This window comes from Rhodoferax sp. RT4P68 (genome assembly GCF_056521305.1).
Genome location: NZ_JBWMBB010000011.1, coordinates 230348 through 247230 on the forward strand (window position 1 = coordinate 230348; position 16883 = coordinate 247230).

16 protein-coding genes are annotated in these 16883 nt (G+C 64.9%); 5 read left to right on the forward strand and 11 right to left on the reverse strand.

The features are described from left to right. Window positions 1-30 precede the first annotated feature (30 nt). The 6 genes from AC099J_RS22765 to AC099J_RS22790 form a co-directional block, all read right to left on the reverse strand. Complete coding sequence (locus tag AC099J_RS22765) at window positions 31-318, reverse strand: DUF1330 domain-containing protein (protein WP_479617575.1); 288 nt, start codon at window positions 316-318, stop codon at window positions 31-33. A gap of 35 nt (window positions 319-353) precedes the next feature. Next, complete coding sequence (locus tag AC099J_RS22770) at window positions 354-1139, reverse strand: class II aldolase/adducin family protein (protein ID WP_479617576.1); 786 nt, start codon at window positions 1137-1139, stop codon at window positions 354-356. Beyond that, on the reverse strand, window positions 1052-1948 hold the full coding sequence (locus tag AC099J_RS22775) for a VOC family protein (RefSeq protein ID WP_479617577.1): 897 nt from the start codon (window positions 1946-1948) through the stop codon (window positions 1052-1054). The genes AC099J_RS22770 and AC099J_RS22775 overlap by 88 nt, the downstream gene beginning before the upstream one ends. Before the next feature lie 27 nt (window positions 1949-1975). Next, entirely contained in the window at window positions 1976-3499 is a 1524-nt protein-coding gene (locus AC099J_RS22780; RefSeq protein ID WP_479617596.1) for a CoA-acylating methylmalonate-semialdehyde dehydrogenase, read from the reverse strand. Window positions 3500-3522: 23 nt separating this feature from the next. Then, entirely contained in the window at window positions 3523-4395 is an 873-nt protein-coding gene (locus AC099J_RS22785) for a fumarylacetoacetate hydrolase family protein (RefSeq protein ID WP_479617578.1), read from the reverse strand. Window positions 4396-4583: 188 nt separating this feature from the next. After that, complete coding sequence (locus AC099J_RS22790; RefSeq protein ID WP_479617579.1) at window positions 4584-5048, reverse strand: MarR family winged helix-turn-helix transcriptional regulator; 465 nt, start codon at window positions 5046-5048, stop codon at window positions 4584-4586. Window positions 5049-5195: 147 nt separating this feature from the next. On the opposite strand from AC099J_RS22790, the gene AC099J_RS22795 reads away from it, so the two are divergent. From AC099J_RS22795 to AC099J_RS22810, 4 genes are all read left to right on the forward strand, one after another. Further along, window positions 5196-6428 (forward strand): acyl-CoA dehydrogenase family protein, encoded by a 1233-nt coding sequence (locus AC099J_RS22795; protein WP_479617580.1) that lies wholly within the window; start codon window positions 5196-5198, stop codon window positions 6426-6428. Window positions 6429-6516: 88 nt separating this feature from the next. Continuing rightward, window positions 6517-7041 (forward strand): flavin reductase family protein, encoded by a 525-nt coding sequence (locus AC099J_RS22800; RefSeq protein ID WP_479617581.1) that lies wholly within the window; start codon window positions 6517-6519, stop codon window positions 7039-7041. Continuing rightward, the gene (locus AC099J_RS22805) at window positions 7038-8099 is read left to right on the forward strand and encodes a SphA family protein (protein ID WP_479617582.1); all 1062 of its coding nucleotides are present in this window, start codon (window positions 7038-7040) and stop codon (window positions 8097-8099) included. Before AC099J_RS22800 ends, AC099J_RS22805 begins: the two co-directional genes overlap by 4 nt. A gap of 31 nt (window positions 8100-8130) precedes the next feature. After that, window positions 8131-8385, forward strand: coding sequence for a thiolase family protein (locus AC099J_RS22810; RefSeq protein ID WP_479617583.1), 255 nt, complete (start codon window positions 8131-8133; stop codon window positions 8383-8385). A 371-nt stretch (window positions 8386-8756) separates the two neighbouring features. Here AC099J_RS22810 and AC099J_RS22815 read toward each other — a convergent pair whose 3' ends face one another. Further along, window positions 8757-9308, reverse strand: coding sequence for a Mu transposase C-terminal domain-containing protein (locus tag AC099J_RS22815; RefSeq protein ID WP_479617584.1), 552 nt, complete (start codon window positions 9306-9308; stop codon window positions 8757-8759). Window positions 9309-10251: 943 nt separating this feature from the next. Next, window positions 10252-10488: a TonB-dependent receptor plug domain-containing protein gene (locus tag AC099J_RS22820; protein WP_479617597.1), complete on the reverse strand. Its 237-nt coding sequence runs from the start codon at window positions 10486-10488 to the stop codon at window positions 10252-10254. A 93-nt stretch (window positions 10489-10581) separates the two neighbouring features. Here AC099J_RS22820 and AC099J_RS22825 point away from each other — a divergent pair, with 93 nt between their 5' ends. Next, entirely contained in the window at window positions 10582-11031 is a 450-nt protein-coding gene (locus AC099J_RS22825; protein WP_479617585.1) for a TraX family protein, read from the forward strand. A gap of 77 nt (window positions 11032-11108) precedes the next feature. Here the strand turns inward: AC099J_RS22825 and AC099J_RS22830 are convergent, their stop codons facing one another. From AC099J_RS22830 to AC099J_RS22840, 3 genes are all read right to left on the reverse strand, one after another. Beyond that, window positions 11109-14600, reverse strand: a complete 3492-nt coding sequence (locus AC099J_RS22830; protein ID WP_479617586.1) for a Calx-beta domain-containing protein — start codon at window positions 14598-14600, stop codon at window positions 11109-11111. A gap of 1117 nt (window positions 14601-15717) precedes the next feature. After that, the gene (locus AC099J_RS22835; protein WP_479617587.1) at window positions 15718-15855 is read right to left on the reverse strand and encodes a hypothetical protein; all 138 of its coding nucleotides are present in this window, start codon (window positions 15853-15855) and stop codon (window positions 15718-15720) included. Next, window positions 15852-16553, reverse strand: coding sequence for a TniB family NTP-binding protein (locus AC099J_RS22840; RefSeq protein WP_479617588.1), 702 nt, complete (start codon window positions 16551-16553; stop codon window positions 15852-15854). The genes AC099J_RS22835 and AC099J_RS22840 overlap by 4 nt, the downstream gene beginning before the upstream one ends. Between the last annotated feature and the right edge of the window lie 330 nt (window positions 16554-16883).

Here is a 16883-nt window from a genome sequence, read left to right on the forward strand (position 1 = left end):
CCTGGTGCGCATGGCGCTGACGACCCGGGCTCAGGCGCCGGCGGTGACGACCGCGTGGAAATCAGCGGCGCCCAGGCGATGCTCGCGCGCTGCCTGGTACTCCGGCGAGTTGAAGAAGCGCTTGGCCGCTTCCATGTCGGCGAATTCGGCGATGACCACGCGCTTGAAGTCGAGCTGGCCTTCCAGCACCTCGCGCTCGCCCCCTCGCGCGAGGAAGTTCCCGCCGTACTTGCTGGCGGCATGGCCGGCGAGCACGGCGTACTGCCTGTACTTCTCGGCGTCGGTGACATTGATCATCGAAACGATGTAGGCGGGCACGGCAATGACTCCTTGTGAACTGAAGCTTCGGATGCTCAGGCGATGGAAAGTGCTTCGGCATCACCCGCTGTGAGAAACGCCCACATGCGGTCGGCAACGCCGCCGGCCCAGATGGCCCTGGCGGCTACCTGCTCGGCGGTGAAAGGCGAGCCCGAGCCCGCGAGGCCGGTGCTCAGTGCTGCCAGCTCGACCCGCGCCGCGTCTTCGAGGAACCACGCAAGGGTGACGGCCTGCTCGATCGATTCGGCGGCCGTCACTGCGCCGTTGCCGCGCATCACGACAGCAGGAGCCCGGTCCAGGGTCTCGGCCACTGCGGCGGCGTTCTCGTCGTTGCGGAGCAGGGCGGGGTTGTCCCAAAGCGGTACCTTTGGAAAGAAGTAGGAGCCGAAACCATGGCGGGCTGTCGGCGACAGACCCAGTGCCGACAGCGCGATGACCTGCGGCGGCAGCACGCGGCATACCGCCTTGACCTCTGGCCGACGACGGTAGATCTGCTGGTGAACGCGCACCTCGCCAAGCACGCCATCGGGCAACGGGCCGGTGGTGGGGACCACCGTGCCGGCTTCGCCAACAGCGATCAGGCCCATCGGCCTGGCCGCGCAGACGAGGAAGCTGTCGGCATCGATGCGCATGCTGCAATGCCCGAAGGCATTCACCAGCCCGCCACGGGCGAGCGCGCGGGCAGCCGCCCGAACCTTGCGTTGAATGGTTTCCACTTTGATCTTTCGCGTGTTCAGTTGTCGTTCGGGGCGGCAGCGTCGCGGGTTCCGGCGCGGAATTCGGGGATGTCCGGCTTGGCTCCCCAGAAGCAGATCGACCAAGGGTCCCAGGGGAATTGGCGCGGTCTGTAATGCGGCTCCTGCTCGGGCATGACGTGGCCCACCCCCACCGAGTACTCGAACGTGATGCCATCAGGTCCCCTGAAGTACAGGAAGGTCGCCCCCGAGGAAGGGTGGCGTCCGGGGCCGAATTCGACGTGCACTCCTCTTTCCTTCAGGAAGTAGAAGGACCTCATGACATCGTCGACCGACTTGACCTGGTGGTTGATGTGCTGGATGCCGGGTCGCGTCGAGGGAAACATCGCGATGGAGTGGTGCACCGTGCCCAGCCGCAGCAAGGCCGCGTCACCCACCCAGTCGGACACGCGCGCGTTGAACACCTGGGTCCAGAACGCCTCGTCCCGCACCGGGTCCATGGTGCGCAGCCCGACGTGGTTAAAGCCGACCACACCGGCGTTGCGCGTGCCGTGGTACAGGTGGCCGCTGAAGTACGGTCGGACGACGATCTCGATGGTGTTACCGGTCGGGTCTTGCAGCGAGACATAGGCACGCACGCGTCGCTGCTCGCATTCCAGCGCGGTGCCATGCGTGACCCTGTGGCCGGCGTTCTCCAGTTCGTCGGCCACGGCGGTGAGCTGGGCCGGGTCGTGCAGTTCCAGGCCGACGACATGGTGAAGGGGGTCGCCTTCGAAGTAGCACAGGGTGTGGTCGCGCTGGTCGCTCTTCAGATAGACCGAGTCCTGCGTTCTGTGTGCGACCTCCAGACCCACCACCTCGATGGCAAAGCGTGTCGCCTCGGCGAGATGGCGCGTGCCCAGCCGGACATAGCAGATGTCATGCAATCGAACCATGATGGTCTCCGCAGTTATGGGTTGTTCTCAGCGCATCATGGGCATGCCGAAATCGGCGCCGGCCCGGGTCCCCTGGCGCCAGCGCGCAGTGACCGTCTTGATCTTGGTATAGAAGCGGATGCCTTCGATGCCGTGCATGTTCGAGTCGGTGAAGGCCGAGTTCTTCCAGCCACCGAAGGTGTAGAACGACACCGGAACCGGGATCGGCACATTGATGCCGACCATGCCTACCTGCACCCTCTGGGCAAAGTTGCGGGCGGCGTCGCCGTCGCGCGTGAAGATCGAGACACCATTGCCGTACTCGTGGTTTGACGCCAATGCCAGCCCCTCGTCGAAACTATTCGCGCGCACGACCGACAGCACCGGGCCGAAGATCTCTTCCCGGTAGATGCGCATCTCCGGGCGAACGTGGTCGAACAGGGTCGGTCCCATGAAGAAGCCGTTTGGGTTTGCTTCGTCTCGGTAGCCACGCCCGTCCACCACGATGCGCGCGCCCTCTTCGATGCCGGAGCCCACATAGTCCTTGACCCGGTTCAGGTGTTCGCGCGTAATCAGCGGGCCCATCTCGGTCTGGGCATCGAACGGCGAGCCGACCTTGAGCTTCGGCAGTCGTGCGGCGATCGCATCGACCAGCCGGTCAGCGACTTCATCCGTGACGGGCACCGCTACCGAGATGGCCATGCAGCGTTCGCCGGCGGACCCGTAAGCCGCACCCATCAAGGCGTCGGCGGTTTCGTCGATGTCGGCGTCCGGCAGGATCAACATGTGATTCTTGGCGCCGCCGAACGCCTGCACCCGCTTGCCATGCGTCGCGGCAGCGAGAAACACCGACTTGGCCACCGGCGTCGAACCGACGAAGCTGACGGCCTGCACTCTGGGGTCGGCGATCAACCGGTCCACGGCCTGCTTGTCGCCATTGACCACGTTGAGTACGCCGGGTGGGGCGCCGGCTTCGACCAGCAGCTCGGCCAGGCGCAACGGACACGACGGGTCTCGCTCCGATGGCTTCAAGATGACGGTGTTGCCCGCCGCGATGGCCGGCGACATCATCCAGAGCGGCACCATCGCAGGGAAGTTGAACGGTGTGATGTTGACCACCACGCCAAGCGCCTGACGCATCGAATAGACATCGATGCCTTGCGAGATGCTGTCGGAGTACTCGCCCTTCAACAGGTGCGGAATGCCGGCGCAGAACTCGACCACCTCCAGCCCGCGCTGGATTGACCCTTTGGCATCGCTGATGACCTTGCCGTGTTCGGTCGACACCAGTTCAGCCAGTTCCGGCATGTGCTCTTCGATGAGCGTCTTGAACTTCGCCATGACGCGGCCTCGGACCAACGGCGAGGTCAGCGACCAGGCCTTAAAGGCGTCCTGCGCGTTCGCGATGGCCGCGTCGATCTCTGCGTCGCTGGCCAGCGGCACGCGCGCCTCCGCGGTGCCCAGCGTAGGGTTGAAAACTTCGGCATGGCGCCCACTGCGGCCCGGGACGCGCCTGCCCCCTATAAAGTGGTGCAGGTCTCTCACAAAAGACGCCTTGCCGGGTTGTGAAATTTGAGACAACGTTAGCTCCTGGTTCAGTTTTGTTCGTCCACCACCGGGTTGCTCAGCAGCCCGATCCCTTCGATTTCCACTTCGCAGACATCGCCCGGCTTCAGCCAGAGCTGGGGCTTGCGCGCGAAACCGACGCCGGCCGGCGTTCCAGCCACGATCAGGTCTCCGGGCTCCAGCGTCATCACCTCCGAGATCAGCGCGATCAGCTGATCAACCGGAAAAATCATGTCGCTCGTGCTTGCGGACTGAACCACCGCGCCGTTCAACCGCGTCGTCAAACGCAGTCCCGTCGCGCCGGGAGACAGTTCGTCAGCGGTGACGACTTCAGGGCCGAAAGCACCGGTGCCATCAAAGTCCTTGCCGACCAGCCATTGCGTCGACTTGAACTGGTAGTCGCGGATCGATGCATCGTTGAACACCGAATAGCCGGCGACCAGGTCCAGGGCCTTCTCTCGCGGTACGTACCGCCCGCGGCGGCCGATCACGGCAACCAGTTCACCTTCGTAGTCAAACTCATGTGAAACATGTGGCCGCACGAGTCCCGCACCATGGGCGACCAGTGAGTTTGCGTAGCGCGCAAAGAACACGGGATAGTCGGGCACCTTCTTGTATGGACTTTCGGCGGCATGGTCGACGTAGTTCAGCCCGACACAAATGATCTTGCCGGGGCGCAGGATGGGGGGCAGCAAGCTCAGGGAGTGCCGCGAGGCGAGGGCCGCCTCTGGCGCCTTCTGGATGGCGCGGCTGACGGCTAGCGTGCCGAGGTCGCCGAGCGCCAGGATGGCTTCAAGCGTGGATGGGAGTTCGGGCGCCGCAATGGACAGGTCCACGATCTGGTTGCCGGCGTGAACACCGACGGCGGTGGCGCCAGATTTGGCGAATGTCAGGTATCTCATCGCGGGGCTCCTTTGCGGGTCAAGAAAGGCGGGGCTCGTGACACAAGACGGTCGGCTCGGCAGTACCGGTCACATGTTGTTAGTTGCATCAGCAATCAAATGATAGACGCATGTATTTGCGAAAGCAAGTACGTTCGACAAAAAAAAACCCCGCATGGGCGGGGCATCAGGTGGCACCGGGGCAGGCGCTAGGGAGGACCGCCTCCTTTGCGCGAAGGCAGCGACGAAATGTTGGCGTAGACCTGCGCGAGCAGTCGCCGCAGCAGTGCGGCCTCCTGACTCGAAAGACCCGATAGCGCGATGCGCTCGTACACGCGGGCCAACGGGATGATCCGGGACGCCAGCGCATCGCCGGCCGGCGACAGCGACAGCAGAACCGAACGCTTGTCGCCGGTGTTCTGGCTCCTTCGCAGCAGTCCCTTCTCCTCCATGCTCACAACAAGCCGGGAAAGCGTCGAGAGCTCGACGGTCGTGTGCTCTGCCAGATCGCTCAGTGTCTGGCTCTTGAAGTGCGTTAGCGACGCCATCACGCGCCAGGCTGCCAACGTGACGCCGAACTGCTTGAGTTCCTCGGCGAACGCTTCGCCGATGCGCACACCCACCCGATTGGCCAGGTAAGGCACTGCGGCTTCCAGCTCGTACTCGTCGGTCATGTGTACTTCCTAGGGTTTTCCAGGAGGCCAGCATAGCAAAAAATTTCTTGCATTTCCAATCTATCCTCGACTACAGTTGATTGCAGTTGCAAGTAGTTATTTGTCATCTGCCGCCGAAACTGCGGCCTCAACCCACCGGAGACAGCCATGGAATCACTTTCTGCCCGACCCTCCTTCGCCGTCAAAGCGGGCGAACGCCCGACCCCAGACGAACTGCTACGCCGCGCGCAAAGCCTGGTCCCGACGCTTCGTCGCAATGCAGAGGTGACGGAACGTCTGCGTCGAGTCTCCTCCGAGACAACGCAGATGATTCGCGATGCCGACCTGTATCGCCTGATGCAGCCGGCACGCTTCGGAGGATTCGAGTATGGGTTTCCGGAGCTGATCGACATCACCGCCGAGATTGGCCGCGGGTGCGGATCCACTTCGTGGTGCTTTGGCCTGGCCGCAGTTCATCAGTGGTTGGTGGGGACCTTCCCGCTGCAGGCGCAAGAAGACGTGTGGGGCAACAGCCCGGAGGCGGTGGTCTGCGGCTCGTACGCGCCCTCAGCCAAGGCGGTTGCGGTGGGTGGCGGCTACCGGATTGCCGGGCGCTGGGGCTTTGCGAGCAACAGCCAGAACTCGCAATGGGCCATGCTCGGCGTGATGTTTCCGGCAGCCTCCGACGCTGACAAGCCGGAGCCCGGTTTCGTGCTTGTTCCGAGCAGCGACTACGAGATCGAAGACACCTGGTTCACGGTCGGCCTGGCCGGCACCGGCAGCAACACGATCGTCGTCAAGGAGGAGATCTTCGTCCCCGCGCATCGCAAGCTGACCTTTACCCAGGCATCTTCCAATAACCCGCCGGGCGCCGAGGCAAATTCCAATCCGCTCTACCGCATACCGTTCCTCTCGGCCGTGCCAGTCTCGATCGTCGCCCCGGCGCTTGGAATGGTGCAAGGCGGGCTGGACGAGTTTCTCGAATGGGTCGGCTCGCGAACGACGCGCGGGGCGGTCGCGGGCGGCGGCCACCACGTCGCGCAGTTCCCGCAAGTGCAAAGCCGCGTCGCCGAAGCTGCGGCGGCCATCGACGCAGCTCGCCTGCTACTGCACCGCGACACACTGGAAGTCCAGGCGCAAGCCGCAGCCGGGCAGCATATCTCGGTGGATGTGCGCATCCGCAACCGTCGTGATCACGCCTACGCGGCCCGCATCCTGGCCCAGGCCGCCAACGCAATGTTCGACGCTGTGGGGGGCGCAGGCCTGAGCCTGAGCAATGGCATCCAGCGCAACTGGCGAGATGCCAACGCCCTGGCCCGCCACATCAGCATGAACTGGGACGCCGTTAGCACCATGTACGGTCAGCACCAGTTTGGTCTGGAGCCCAAGGGCCAGTTCTGAGTCCCACTGGCCGTCCCACGATTCCATCGGGGACACATCAAGTCAAACCATAAGTACGCGCCGATCCGACCGGCGCACGGAGATGAACATGCCGATGTGGGAAGAACAATGTGTCACGGTGGGGCAGCCACTGGATATTCGGGACTTTCGCAATGCGTTGGGTGCATTCCCGACCGGCGTTTGCATCATCACCACGTGCCGTCCTGACGGCAAACGGGAAGGGCTGACGGTCAGTTCGTTCAACACCGTTTCGCTGGCGCCGCCGATGGTGCTCTGGAGTCTGACCCGCGGGTCCCCCAGCGCCGAGGCGTTCAGAAACTGCGAGTACTTCGCCGTCAACGTGCTCGGCGCCGAGCACAGCGAACTGTCCACTCACTTCTCGAAGAAGTCGACCGACAAGTTTGCAGCTTACGAAGGGCAGTTCGAAGCAGGCCTGGGGGGAGCACCTCTGCTCACGAACGCAGCGGCCAGGTTTGAATGTCGCAACAGCTTTCAGAACTATGGAGGAGATCACATCGTGTTCGTCGGGACCGTGGATCGCTACGCATCGAGCGGGCGCACGCCGCTGGTATTTCATCGGGGCAAGTACGCGCGGCTGGAGCCGGTCCCATGACAGCGTTCCACGCCGATGCCATCCACATTCAACCCATCAAGCCAGGAACACCAGTGAAGCAGACAAAAGGAAACTTTCGCGGCAGCGCCGTGACCCACAAAGCCATCGTTGCTGCAGTCGCAGTCATGGGACTCGCCAGAACTTCATGTGCGACCGAGGCGGGGGGGTCCTCTTATCCAGTCGGCGTGGAAGCGGCCTTTGGCAATGCCTTGCCTCCCGGGTTCTACAACCTAGCCTACTACAGTCACTCCGAAGCGAAGAGGGTCGTCGGAAACCAGGGGCAGAACCTGAATTGGCCCAAGTACGGTGTCACGGGTGATGTGCTCGCCTATCGATTCCAGTACCTCTGGAGCGTCCCGTTGATGGGTGCACAAATCGAATCCGTTGCCGCATTCCCAGTCGCGGACGTTGGTCTCAGCAAGCAGGCTTCCCCCGTCGCTCCCGACGTGAGCAGTATGCAGAAGGGACTTGCCGACCCGCTGTTCATTCCCATCCGCCTGGCGTGGAAAGGGGATGCGCTCAACCAGTCAACCTCAGTCGAAGTGGTGGCACCGCTCGGCAGTTATAGCGACGCCCGGGGCCGGGTCGGAGGCCTCAACATCGGCCGAAACTACTGGCAGATCGCGCCGACATACGCGGTCAGCTTCCGGATCGATCCGTCGACGAGCCTGGGTGTGAAGCTCAGGTACGGCTTTAACACGAAGAACAAGGCCACCAACTATCAGTCAGGCGATGAGCTCACAACAGAGTTCATGCTGAGCTACAAGGTGCGCCCGGATACTTACATCGGCCTTCAGGGCTACTACTACAAGCAAATGAGCAATGACAAGGTGGCCGGTGCAACAACGGTAGGCAGTGCCTGTATCCCAACCCCGGGCAGCAACTGCCTTCCAGGAACCGGCACGGGAAATCGGCTCCAGGCGATGTCTATCGGACCTTACGTGCGCTATGACATCTCAAAGTCGTTCTCCCTGACCTTCAAGTATCTGCCCGAGTTCCGGGTCGAGAACAAAGGAGTCTCGCGCAGGGTGTGGCTGCAGGCGCTGCTGCCGTTCTGACGAGAAGCGGCCCCCTGAGCAGTGTGAAACCTTGTTCTACCCGGCGGCGCGGAACAAGCGTGATGTGGTGGTCCTGGGCGCAGCCCGGTCGGCGATCGGCACTTTCGGCGGAGCGCTGGCCGACATGGAGCCGTCCGAGTTGGCCGGCATCGTGATGAAGGAAGCGGTCCAGCGCTCAGGCGTCGACCCGAAGGCGGTCAATCACGTGGCGGTGGGCAACACCATTCCCACCGACAGCCGCTTTGCTTACGTGCTCGCGTCGCGTCGATCCAGGCCGGGTTGCTGATGGACTCGGTGGCGATGACGGTCAAACGCCTGTGCTCGTCGGGCTTGCAGGGCGTTGTCACTGTGAAAGAACGAAATAACTGCGACCTTGAACGAATAAGCTGCGACGCTGAACGAATGATCTGCGAACGGCGCTCCATTGAGGGCGTCTGAGCGGAATCGGCTGGCCTAGTCAGTGGACCGACGCAAACAGGGCCGCACATCCCTTGAACTACCTGGGCGAGATGCTGAACTCCCGTCGCAACGCGTCTTGCTGCTGAACAAGATCGGCCGCTGGGGGACAGATCCATGCGCGCGTCCCGAAGGGCCGATTGCGCATCGATGCCAGCCGCTTGACGGATGCAGCTGACCAGGACGTCCAGGTAGTCGCCCTCATGAGATACGACGCTTGGACAGGTTGCGTGTGTCGAAATGCAGCGTCAGCCGCTCATGGCGCGCCAGCCACTGCGGAAAGATCGGGTGCCAGTCGCGCAGGTGCTCGAAAACGATGCCATCGCGACGCAACGTGCGGCTGATCGCCGGCAGGAAAGCGATCCGAAAGCGTTTCAGCGGCCCTGCCGGCAAACCCGGTGCCGGATGCAACGCCCAGGTACCGGCGGGCGAACCGCCCTTCAGGCCACGGTGCGGGTCCTCGTGGAGCGGCCTACGATCTGCTTCGCAAACCAGGCCTCGAGCTCGCCCAGGGTCAGCGCAGCGTGCTTGTCTGGGTCGTAGGAGCGCCGGGCCTTGGGCGAGCCACCGGTGGCCCCACGGAGGATCTTGAGCTTGCATCGTCGTGCCGATCAGCCGCTCGACGTGGCCGCCATGGTGCGTGCGCTCGCGGTAGACGAGCGCGACGCCGTATTGTCCGCAGCCGCGCTTGAGCGCCTTGCTCTTGAACTCGGCCGCGCCGTCCAGATGAAGTGTCTTGGCTAGCCCCGCCATCGGCCATTCGCCGGCGACACCGAGCTGCTTGGAGCCAGGCGGCCTTGGGTGACACGATCAGCGTCATGCAAAGCGACACCGTGCCGGCGCCGGCCGGCACGAACGAGATCACGAAGCCCAGGATGCAGCGTCGGTGGCCAGTGTCAGGTAGGGCTTGCCCAGGGGCTGGCGATAGAGGTCGTCGACCACGACGATGTCCATCGGCGTGTGGTCGATCTGCACGACGTCCAGAGGCTTGAGAACAACGAAAGATCCTGGAGAAATCTTTGGGTCTGCATTGCCTGGCGCGGCAACACCTCGACGATGAACCTTCAGGCCCGAGGAGCGCTTCAGGCGTCGGTCGATGGCTGGGCGGGAAGGGCAGGGCACGCGCAGCAGCCGGCACCTCGCAGCGACTTCCTCGACCAAGTCGACCACCCGGACAGGCCCATGCTTCTTGCGCAGGACGTTGATGGCCTCCTCGATGCCTCGCTCCGCTTGGCGGACAGGCGCGAGGCAAGTGGCTTCCAGCCTCGGGTGCCACCGGCAATGGCGGTGGCCTCGTCGATCTCAGCCAGACGTGCACGGTAGCGGTAGATGGTGGCCCAGTGAACGCCGAACCGCTGGGCCAGCCGTTCAGCTAGCGCCTGGGCCATCGGCTCGTCGCCGAGAGAGCGCAATGCTTGGGCAACGCGCTTGAGCTCGCGCCAACGCTTGTTGGCCACGCCCTCCAGTGCAACTCACGCGCGGCCGCGGACTGGAAGCGACTTCGGGGGTGACTTGGAAGCCATTGCAACCGCTCTAGAGGAGTGCTGCGAGCTCGCAGTTTATGCGTTCACAATCCAACGCATTCGCAAAATTTGCGTGCAAAGAGCGGCTGGCGTTGCGATTACGCAACCGGCGGCTCGCTGCAACAAACCTACCGGAAAGCCTTGTACCGATTGGCTCGGCAGCTCGAAACTGGCTAGCCGATCATTCGTTCAGATTTGCAGACTATTCGTTCTTCGACAGCCATCATCGAGCCCGGTCCGTAAGCGGACGAGTTCGGACCTCTGGTCACTTCGATGCGGTCGATGTCCTCGACGCCAATCGGCAACATCGTCCAGTCGACGAGGGCAAACGCGGGCTGGTAGACCGAGACACCGTCGATCAACACGTTCATGCGCCGGGGCGCCAGCGCGTTGGAACCATGAAGATTGATGCACTAGTCGCTGCCGCTTGCTTGTAGAACATCCATCCCAGGCACCAGCCTCAGCGCCTCGGGCACGCCGACCGCCCGACGGCCGCCGGCGTCATGTTGATCGGTGGCGGCCTGGTCGAATACTGGTGGCCCGCCATCGTGTTGGGCGTCAGCGCCTGGTCCTACTTCCAGCGCCCCTGCTGGATCGCGGCCATCGGCGCCTTGCTCGCGTGCTCCGCACTCTCCCCCCCCGTCGGGCTTCTGAGCTCCACGGGGGTCAACCAATGGGCGCTGCTGGCTGTGCCGCTGGTCGCCAGCGTCGGGCGCCTGCAGCTAGCGATCCCACGGTTTCCTATGGCTCTTTACGCCTACTACCCCGCGCACCTGGCGGTAGTCTGGCTGTACGCGCCGCAACGGCGCCTGCCGGCTTGTGACCCGTTGCACATCCGCCCCCAACCCCTGGACACACATGGAAAAAAGAACGTTCGGTACGGTGTTGACATCACCAAGTACGACGGCAACGCAAGAAGCTTCAAACGGGCGCAGGGGATGCCTACGACTTGATGGTGAGCTACATCGAGACGTCGGTTCAATCTGTGTGGATCACGCAACGTTCCGTGAATACCCCACCCGTGCGCGGCCTACGGCGCGATGCGGACCAGCCCGAGGCCGGTGCTGCTCCCGTTCGCCGCCGACCCGCCCACCAGCAGCCGGCCGTCACCCTGCACCACGATATCGCGCGCGCCGTCGAACGAGCCGAAGAACTCGACCGTCAGCCGGCCGTCGGTTCCAAAGCTGGTGTCCAGATCGCCGCGCGGGGTCCATCGCACGATGCCGAAATCGGGGTTGGACTGGTTGGAACTTTGGCCCGCAACGACGATTCTGCCGTCTGGCTGCAGCGCCAGCGCACGGCCGAAATCGCCGAGCGTGGTGAAGCTTGCCGTGGCCAGGCCGCCGGTGCCGAAGCCCGTGTCGCGCGAGCCGTCCGCGTTGAAGCGCGCGAGCGCGAACGCCTGGCTGTTGCCGAAAGGCGCGCTGCTGGCCACCGCCGCGAAGCCTGCCGCCAGGATCTTGCCGTCCGGTTGCAGCGCCAGGTCGGTGACCTGGTCGGTCCGGCCGTTGACCGCCATGTCGGCCCGCACCATACCGCCTTGGCCAAAGCCGGTGTCGAGCGTGCCGTTCGCGTTGTAGCGCGTCAGGCCGAAGTCCTCCGGCCCGCCCCCGTTCGACACCCTGCCGCCCAGCACGATCTTGCCATCGGCTTGCAGCACGGCGGCCAGCGCCAAGTCGCCCTGGCCCGCGATGTTGGTGGTGGTCTTGCCGCCCTGGCCGAAGCCGAGGTCCAACGCGCCATCTGCGCGCAGGCGTGCCACGGCGAAGTCGTTGTTGCCGTTGGTGCTGTCGGCCATCGCATGGCCGGCCACCACGATCGCGCCATCGGTCTGCACCAACACGGCGGTGGCCTGGTCCGCGCCCGTGGCGAAATCGATGCTAACCATGCCTGCGCTGCCGAAGGCCGTGTCGGCCGCGCCGTCCGGCAGATAGCGGGCGACCGCGAAGTCGTCGTTGCCAGCGACGCGAGTGAACCCGGCGACGATCAGCTTGCCATCGGGCTGGATGGCCAGCGCCTGGGCGGCATCGCCCGCGCCGCCGCCGAACACCACGGCCACCTGCCCGCCGGTGCCGAAGCTCGCGTCGATGCTGCCGTCCACGTGGTAGCGCGTCAGCGCGCGCTGGGCGCCGAGCAGCACCGACTTGCCGTCGCCTTGCAGCACCATCGCCACCGCGCCACCCCCTGCGCCGGTGGTCACCCTGCCCGCACTGCCGAAACTGGTGTCGAGGGCGCCGCTGGCCGGTGGCGCCGTGCAGTGCACGGTGACGTTGCCGACGTTCGCTGAGCCCACCGTCCCGCTGGCGTTGGCCAGCGTGCAGATCTGCGCAGGACCCGTCGGCTGCGTGCGGACCTGCACCTGGTAGGCCGACTGCGAAGCGACGGTACGGGGCAGCACGAACGCGCCATTGGCGCTCAGGGGCAGGTCGGCGCCGCTCTCCGTCAGCACCAGCCCGCCACCCACCAGGCCCGTGACCGTGCCGCCGATGGTGAAGCGCAGGACCGGCGCCGTGCGCTCGTCCACGATCGTCAACACGGCACTCGCCTGCGGACCCAGGCCTGCGCAGGCTCCGGGCTCGGACAGCGACAGCCCTACCGTCCTGGCGGGCCGCAGCGCCCCGCCCTGGACGATGGGCACGCCGATCACCTTCGGCCCGACCTCGCCATCGCCGAAGAAGACTGTCGCGCGCACCGGGGTGTAGTCGGTACCGCCGACCGCCGTTGCGTCGGCTGTCGCAAAGGTGGCGGTCACCGCACCGCGGCTGCCGCCGGTGCGGACGATGGCAATGCTAGGCACGCCGGGCAGCACGCCCGTGGTGAAGGCCGGGGCACTGAACTGCAGCAGGCCGGCTGCGGGCTCAGGGGCCGGCCCGGGCACGCAACTTTCAGGCGGTATCAGCTCTGGCGTCGACGGCCCGGGGTCGGGCCGGTTGGTCGGCTCCAGGCCGCTGAAGCTGTAAGACCCACCGATGTTCAGCGGATCGCGCAGGAAGGCGATGACGGCTGACCCCTCGCAATCGCCGACGGCCCCGCCGCCTCTGCGGTTGAAGGCCGTTGCGGAGGCGCTGAACCGCACCGAGAACTCCGTGCCCTTGGCCACGCGCGAGAGATCGATCTCGTAGGTCTTGGAAACCTTGGACTTGAGTTCGGCGAACGTGCCTTCGCAGCCGCCCGCGACAGGCGTCTCCACCAGCCCGCCGCCTCCCGTGGCCATGAAGATGCGCCGGGTCGAGAAATCGAAGTCGCCAGCGCCCCACAGCGCCAGGTCCTTGCCCGCCAGGGGCGGTACATGGGGCAGCCACAGGTGCCCCGCACCCAAGAGGTAGACGTCGCCAGCGGCGCCGTAGAACCCTTGGCCAAAAACGGGCTGCGACGGATTGCCGCCAAACCGGGCCGAGACACCGACGCGCACGACGGCCTGGAGGTCATTGGCCGGCTCGTTGAGTGCCAACGGCAGGAAGTCCACCGCCCTGAGCACGACGCGCGTGATCGTGTAGCTCAGCCGCGCATCGTCAGAGCGCTTGATGAAACTCTGGCCGTGGCCCAGCTGGGCTTCGCCGCCGATTGCGGACACGGCGGTCTGGCGCTCGAAGGGCGCCTCCGCCGCCACGCTCCAGCAGACGCCGTCGGCCGATGCGAAGATGTGGCCGTTCGCCTGCCCATCGACGGGCAGCGACGTGCCATCGGTCAAGGGTGGTCCATCGAATGCCGTGCGCCCGAAGCTGATCTTCTGATCCAGCACGCCGCCGATCTGCAGGCCACGGCCTTGCGGGGCGGGGATGTCCTGAAAGCCGAGGATGTTGACCTCGACGAAGCTCCAGGCGCGCTCCGGATCGTTGCGCTGCAACGGCGCCAGCACCACCTGAGCATGCGAAAAGCCGGTGACCTGCGCGCTGACGCTGTCCGCGCCGAAGGTGGCGCTGGCCAACTGCTCCCATTCGTTCTGCGCGTTGGTTTTGTACAGCGCGGGCGTGCGGCCGGCTGGCACGGAAGCAGGATCGAAGGGCAGCGTGATGGTGGCCGGCACGCCGAACACCGTGCCATGCGGTGTGAACGCAAACATCGCGCCCAACGCCGAGAGCCCATCGGTCAGCGGCGGCGCTCCAGCGTCGGTCTGCGTGACACCGATGAGCGTGTTGCCGGCCAGCGCACCCGGCGGAATGGACACGCGCGCGCCCTGCGCGCCGGTGACGGTGCCCCCCGCGCTGCCGACGGCGGTCGCGGGTGCGCCGGCCGGCCCGGTGCCGGCGTCGTCGTCCCCGCCGCCACAAGCCGCCAGCACCAGGCACAGCGCGAGCACCGGGATGCGCCAGGAGGCGGTTGTAATGGCGGGCAGGAAGGCGCTCATGGCGGGGCTTTCGAGATCGGAAGGCGCCAGTGTCGGCTGCGCGTCGGCCTGCCACATCCCCTCTTTGCTGTACGGCGGCAGGCTTTTGATGTCACAGCTCGTCCAGGGCGCGGCCCGCACGACCGCGGCGCCCAATTGCGCGCCGCCCGTCGGCGTGCAAGTCCGCGGCAACATGGCGGACATCTTCGAGCGCAATCACGCTAGTCGCTGCGTCCGATTACTCGCGGGGCTCCATACCCCCCGGCTTACCGACGAACGTCCCCTGGGGGGTCGTTTTGCCCTTCTTGTCGAAGTACGAATGAAATGGCAGTGCGAACGAAAAAACTGTCAGTGGTGCCGACTGCCACGGCTGAATCGTGCCAGGTGGTCATCTTGAAGGGCGGTGGTCTGCGGGCAGATCCACTGCAGTCGCCCGCTTGGCGGGGACGAGAATCGAGAGCCTTGACGGTCCAGTCGGGTAGCGTGCGCAGCATGGGTCTGCGCCCTGGCGGCTGCCTCAGACCGTGACCCACAGCAGTCATCAACCACCGCCGGTGAATCAGGCCTTGCGGCAGGGTCATTCGCAACATCCCGCCGCCTTCGGGCTCAACCCGGAAGTCTTTGGCCTGGGATCGCTGCCAACCGCTGGGCAGGCCAAGATCTGCCGACTCCTGGTCCGAGGCCGAGGCCAGTGAGTTGTCCACGACAGGCAGGACCCGCATGAGGGCCGGCACTCCAGCTCTTCCCCAAGGCGTTCGGGTGCCCGTCCGGGAGAATGCAGCCCGCTGAGCCCACAGGGCATCACGGATGTTCTCGCGTTCAACGGCGTGGGCCGGCTCAACGAGTGAGCGGATGCTGAGCAGGTCGTCAGTACTTCGGATGCGGACAAGATCGTGGGTCGCCACTGGCGTCAGCCAGCGCCTTTGGACCTGGCATGTGACCGACAACGGATGCATCCACCGCAGCGACCAGCCCAAGGGCAGTTGGGCGACAGCGGCATCCTCAAGGCAGGCACTGCACATTCCGAGCTCGGTTGGCCAGTGTGGCCGGCAGCGGGGCGGCACCATCGCGCTCAGCCGCCTGGTTGAACCCGCAGTGCGCTGGCCAGCGGTGCCATGTTGAGGACGCACGGGCGCAAGGCAATCCAATGGGGTAGGGGCACCGACCTGGGGTTTGTGGCGCCAACCCGAGACAGCAGCGCGTCGAGGCTCAGCCCATAGAACTGCGATATGCGCATCAGCCATGAGCCTAGCACCTCGTCCTTGGCCGGCGGTAGGACGATCGGTAAATCGGTGCTCGCGCAGAACACGGATCAGGCGGCCAGACGGCGGTTGGCCGTGTCGCGTACAAGCTCCAGCGTGATGCATTCGCGTTTGGATCGAATCGCCGCTTCCGCCGTGCGCGACAGCAGCTCGCTGACCTGACCAGTGATACCACCCGTGGCGTTCATGATACGTAGACCATGGCGCGGTTGGTGGCGATACGCGACGGATGCGGGAGCGGCAGCTGGCGCTCGAAGCCGGCGAGGAAGCCGCGGAAATCCTCGTTCTCCTGCCAGCGGGGGATCTCGATGCCCGGAAAGCCGCGGGCGATCTGCGGATCCGTTTGCATCGCTGTCAGCGCATCGCGGGTGCCGAGCACGACCACGGCGCACTTGATCTGGTTGGACAGGAGCTTCAGCAGGTTCAGCGACGATCGTTGCTCGTGTGCAGAGCCTGCCAGCAGGTTGTGGACTTCGTCGACCACAAGCATTCGAGGCGCGACCTTGCGCAGCAATGTGAGCGCAGTGAACTCTACGGCAGCCAGCCGGTCGCCAGGCCGGTACGGCGCGTTGAGCGCCATCACCAACTGGCCGTACAGCCGCCTCTCCTGCGGCGCCGAAGGCATTTCAACCGGCAGCACGTCCACCTGCAGAAAGCCCGTCTCGGCGTTGAACTCCCGTGCGGGATGCGCCCGCAGGAACTTTTGGATGATCATCGACTTGCCGATATTGGACTTGCCGTGAATCAAGAGCCCCGGCATTCGGGTGCGCTGCGGTGATCGCACGAGGCGTTCCAGTTCCTCCAGGATCGCCCGGGCACGCGGGTAGTCGATCCAGCGGTCTTTTGCCAGGTGAGCCAGGCGGCTGGCGTCGTCTTGAGCCGCCATCGCATGGGCCTCGTCGGCAGATGGTCAAGTCCGTTGACCACCATTTCCCTCCTGCACTTTTACCGATGACGATGCCAGACCTCGCCGTCGAACGGCACGGGTGGCTTGCTCCAGTCGATATCTGATCCAGATGTCGTTGCCAGCGCCCGATTCAACGGATCGATGGCGACCGAAGCCTGGCGCGTCGATTTACTTCTTGAGACGCATCTTGCGTGCGCATTTCAGCGATCGTGGACGCCTGTTTCAGGCTGATCGTGGACGGCGTTTCAGCGCCATCGTGGACGCGCGGGGGTTGCGCGCAAGCGAGGTGTTCAATGTATCTCAGTCGTC

Coding starts and splice junctions, on each gene's coding strand:
- AC099J_RS22795 (WP_479617580.1), top strand. CDS start 5,196: ATGGAATCACTTTCTGCCCGACCCTCCTTCGCCGTCAAAGCGGGCGAA.
- AC099J_RS22825 (WP_479617585.1), top strand. CDS start 10,582: ATGTTGATCGGTGGCGGCCTGGTCGAATACTGGTGGCCCGCCATCGTG.
- AC099J_RS22815 (WP_479617584.1), bottom strand. CDS start 9,308: ATGGCGGGGCTAGCCAAGACACTTCATCTGGACGGCGCGGCCGAGTTC.
- AC099J_RS22805 (WP_479617582.1), top strand. CDS start 7,038: ATGACAGCGTTCCACGCCGATGCCATCCACATTCAACCCATCAAGCCA.
- AC099J_RS22775 (WP_479617577.1), bottom strand. CDS start 1,948: ATGGTTCGATTGCATGACATCTGCTATGTCCGGCTGGGCACGCGCCAT.
- AC099J_RS22785 (WP_479617578.1), bottom strand. CDS start 4,395: ATGAGATACCTGACATTCGCCAAATCTGGCGCCACCGCCGTCGGTGTT.
- AC099J_RS22840 (WP_479617588.1), bottom strand. CDS start 16,553: ATGGCGGCTCAAGACGACGCCAGCCGCCTGGCTCACCTGGCAAAAGAC.
- AC099J_RS22835 (WP_479617587.1), bottom strand. CDS start 15,855: ATGAACGCCACGGGTGGTATCACTGGTCAGGTCAGCGAGCTGCTGTCG.
- AC099J_RS22790 (WP_479617579.1), bottom strand. CDS start 5,048: ATGACCGACGAGTACGAGCTGGAAGCCGCAGTGCCTTACCTGGCCAAT.
- AC099J_RS22800 (WP_479617581.1), top strand. CDS start 6,517: ATGCCGATGTGGGAAGAACAATGTGTCACGGTGGGGCAGCCACTGGAT.
- AC099J_RS22830 (WP_479617586.1), bottom strand. CDS start 14,600: ATGTTGCCGCGGACTTGCACGCCGACGGGCGGCGCGCAATTGGGCGCC.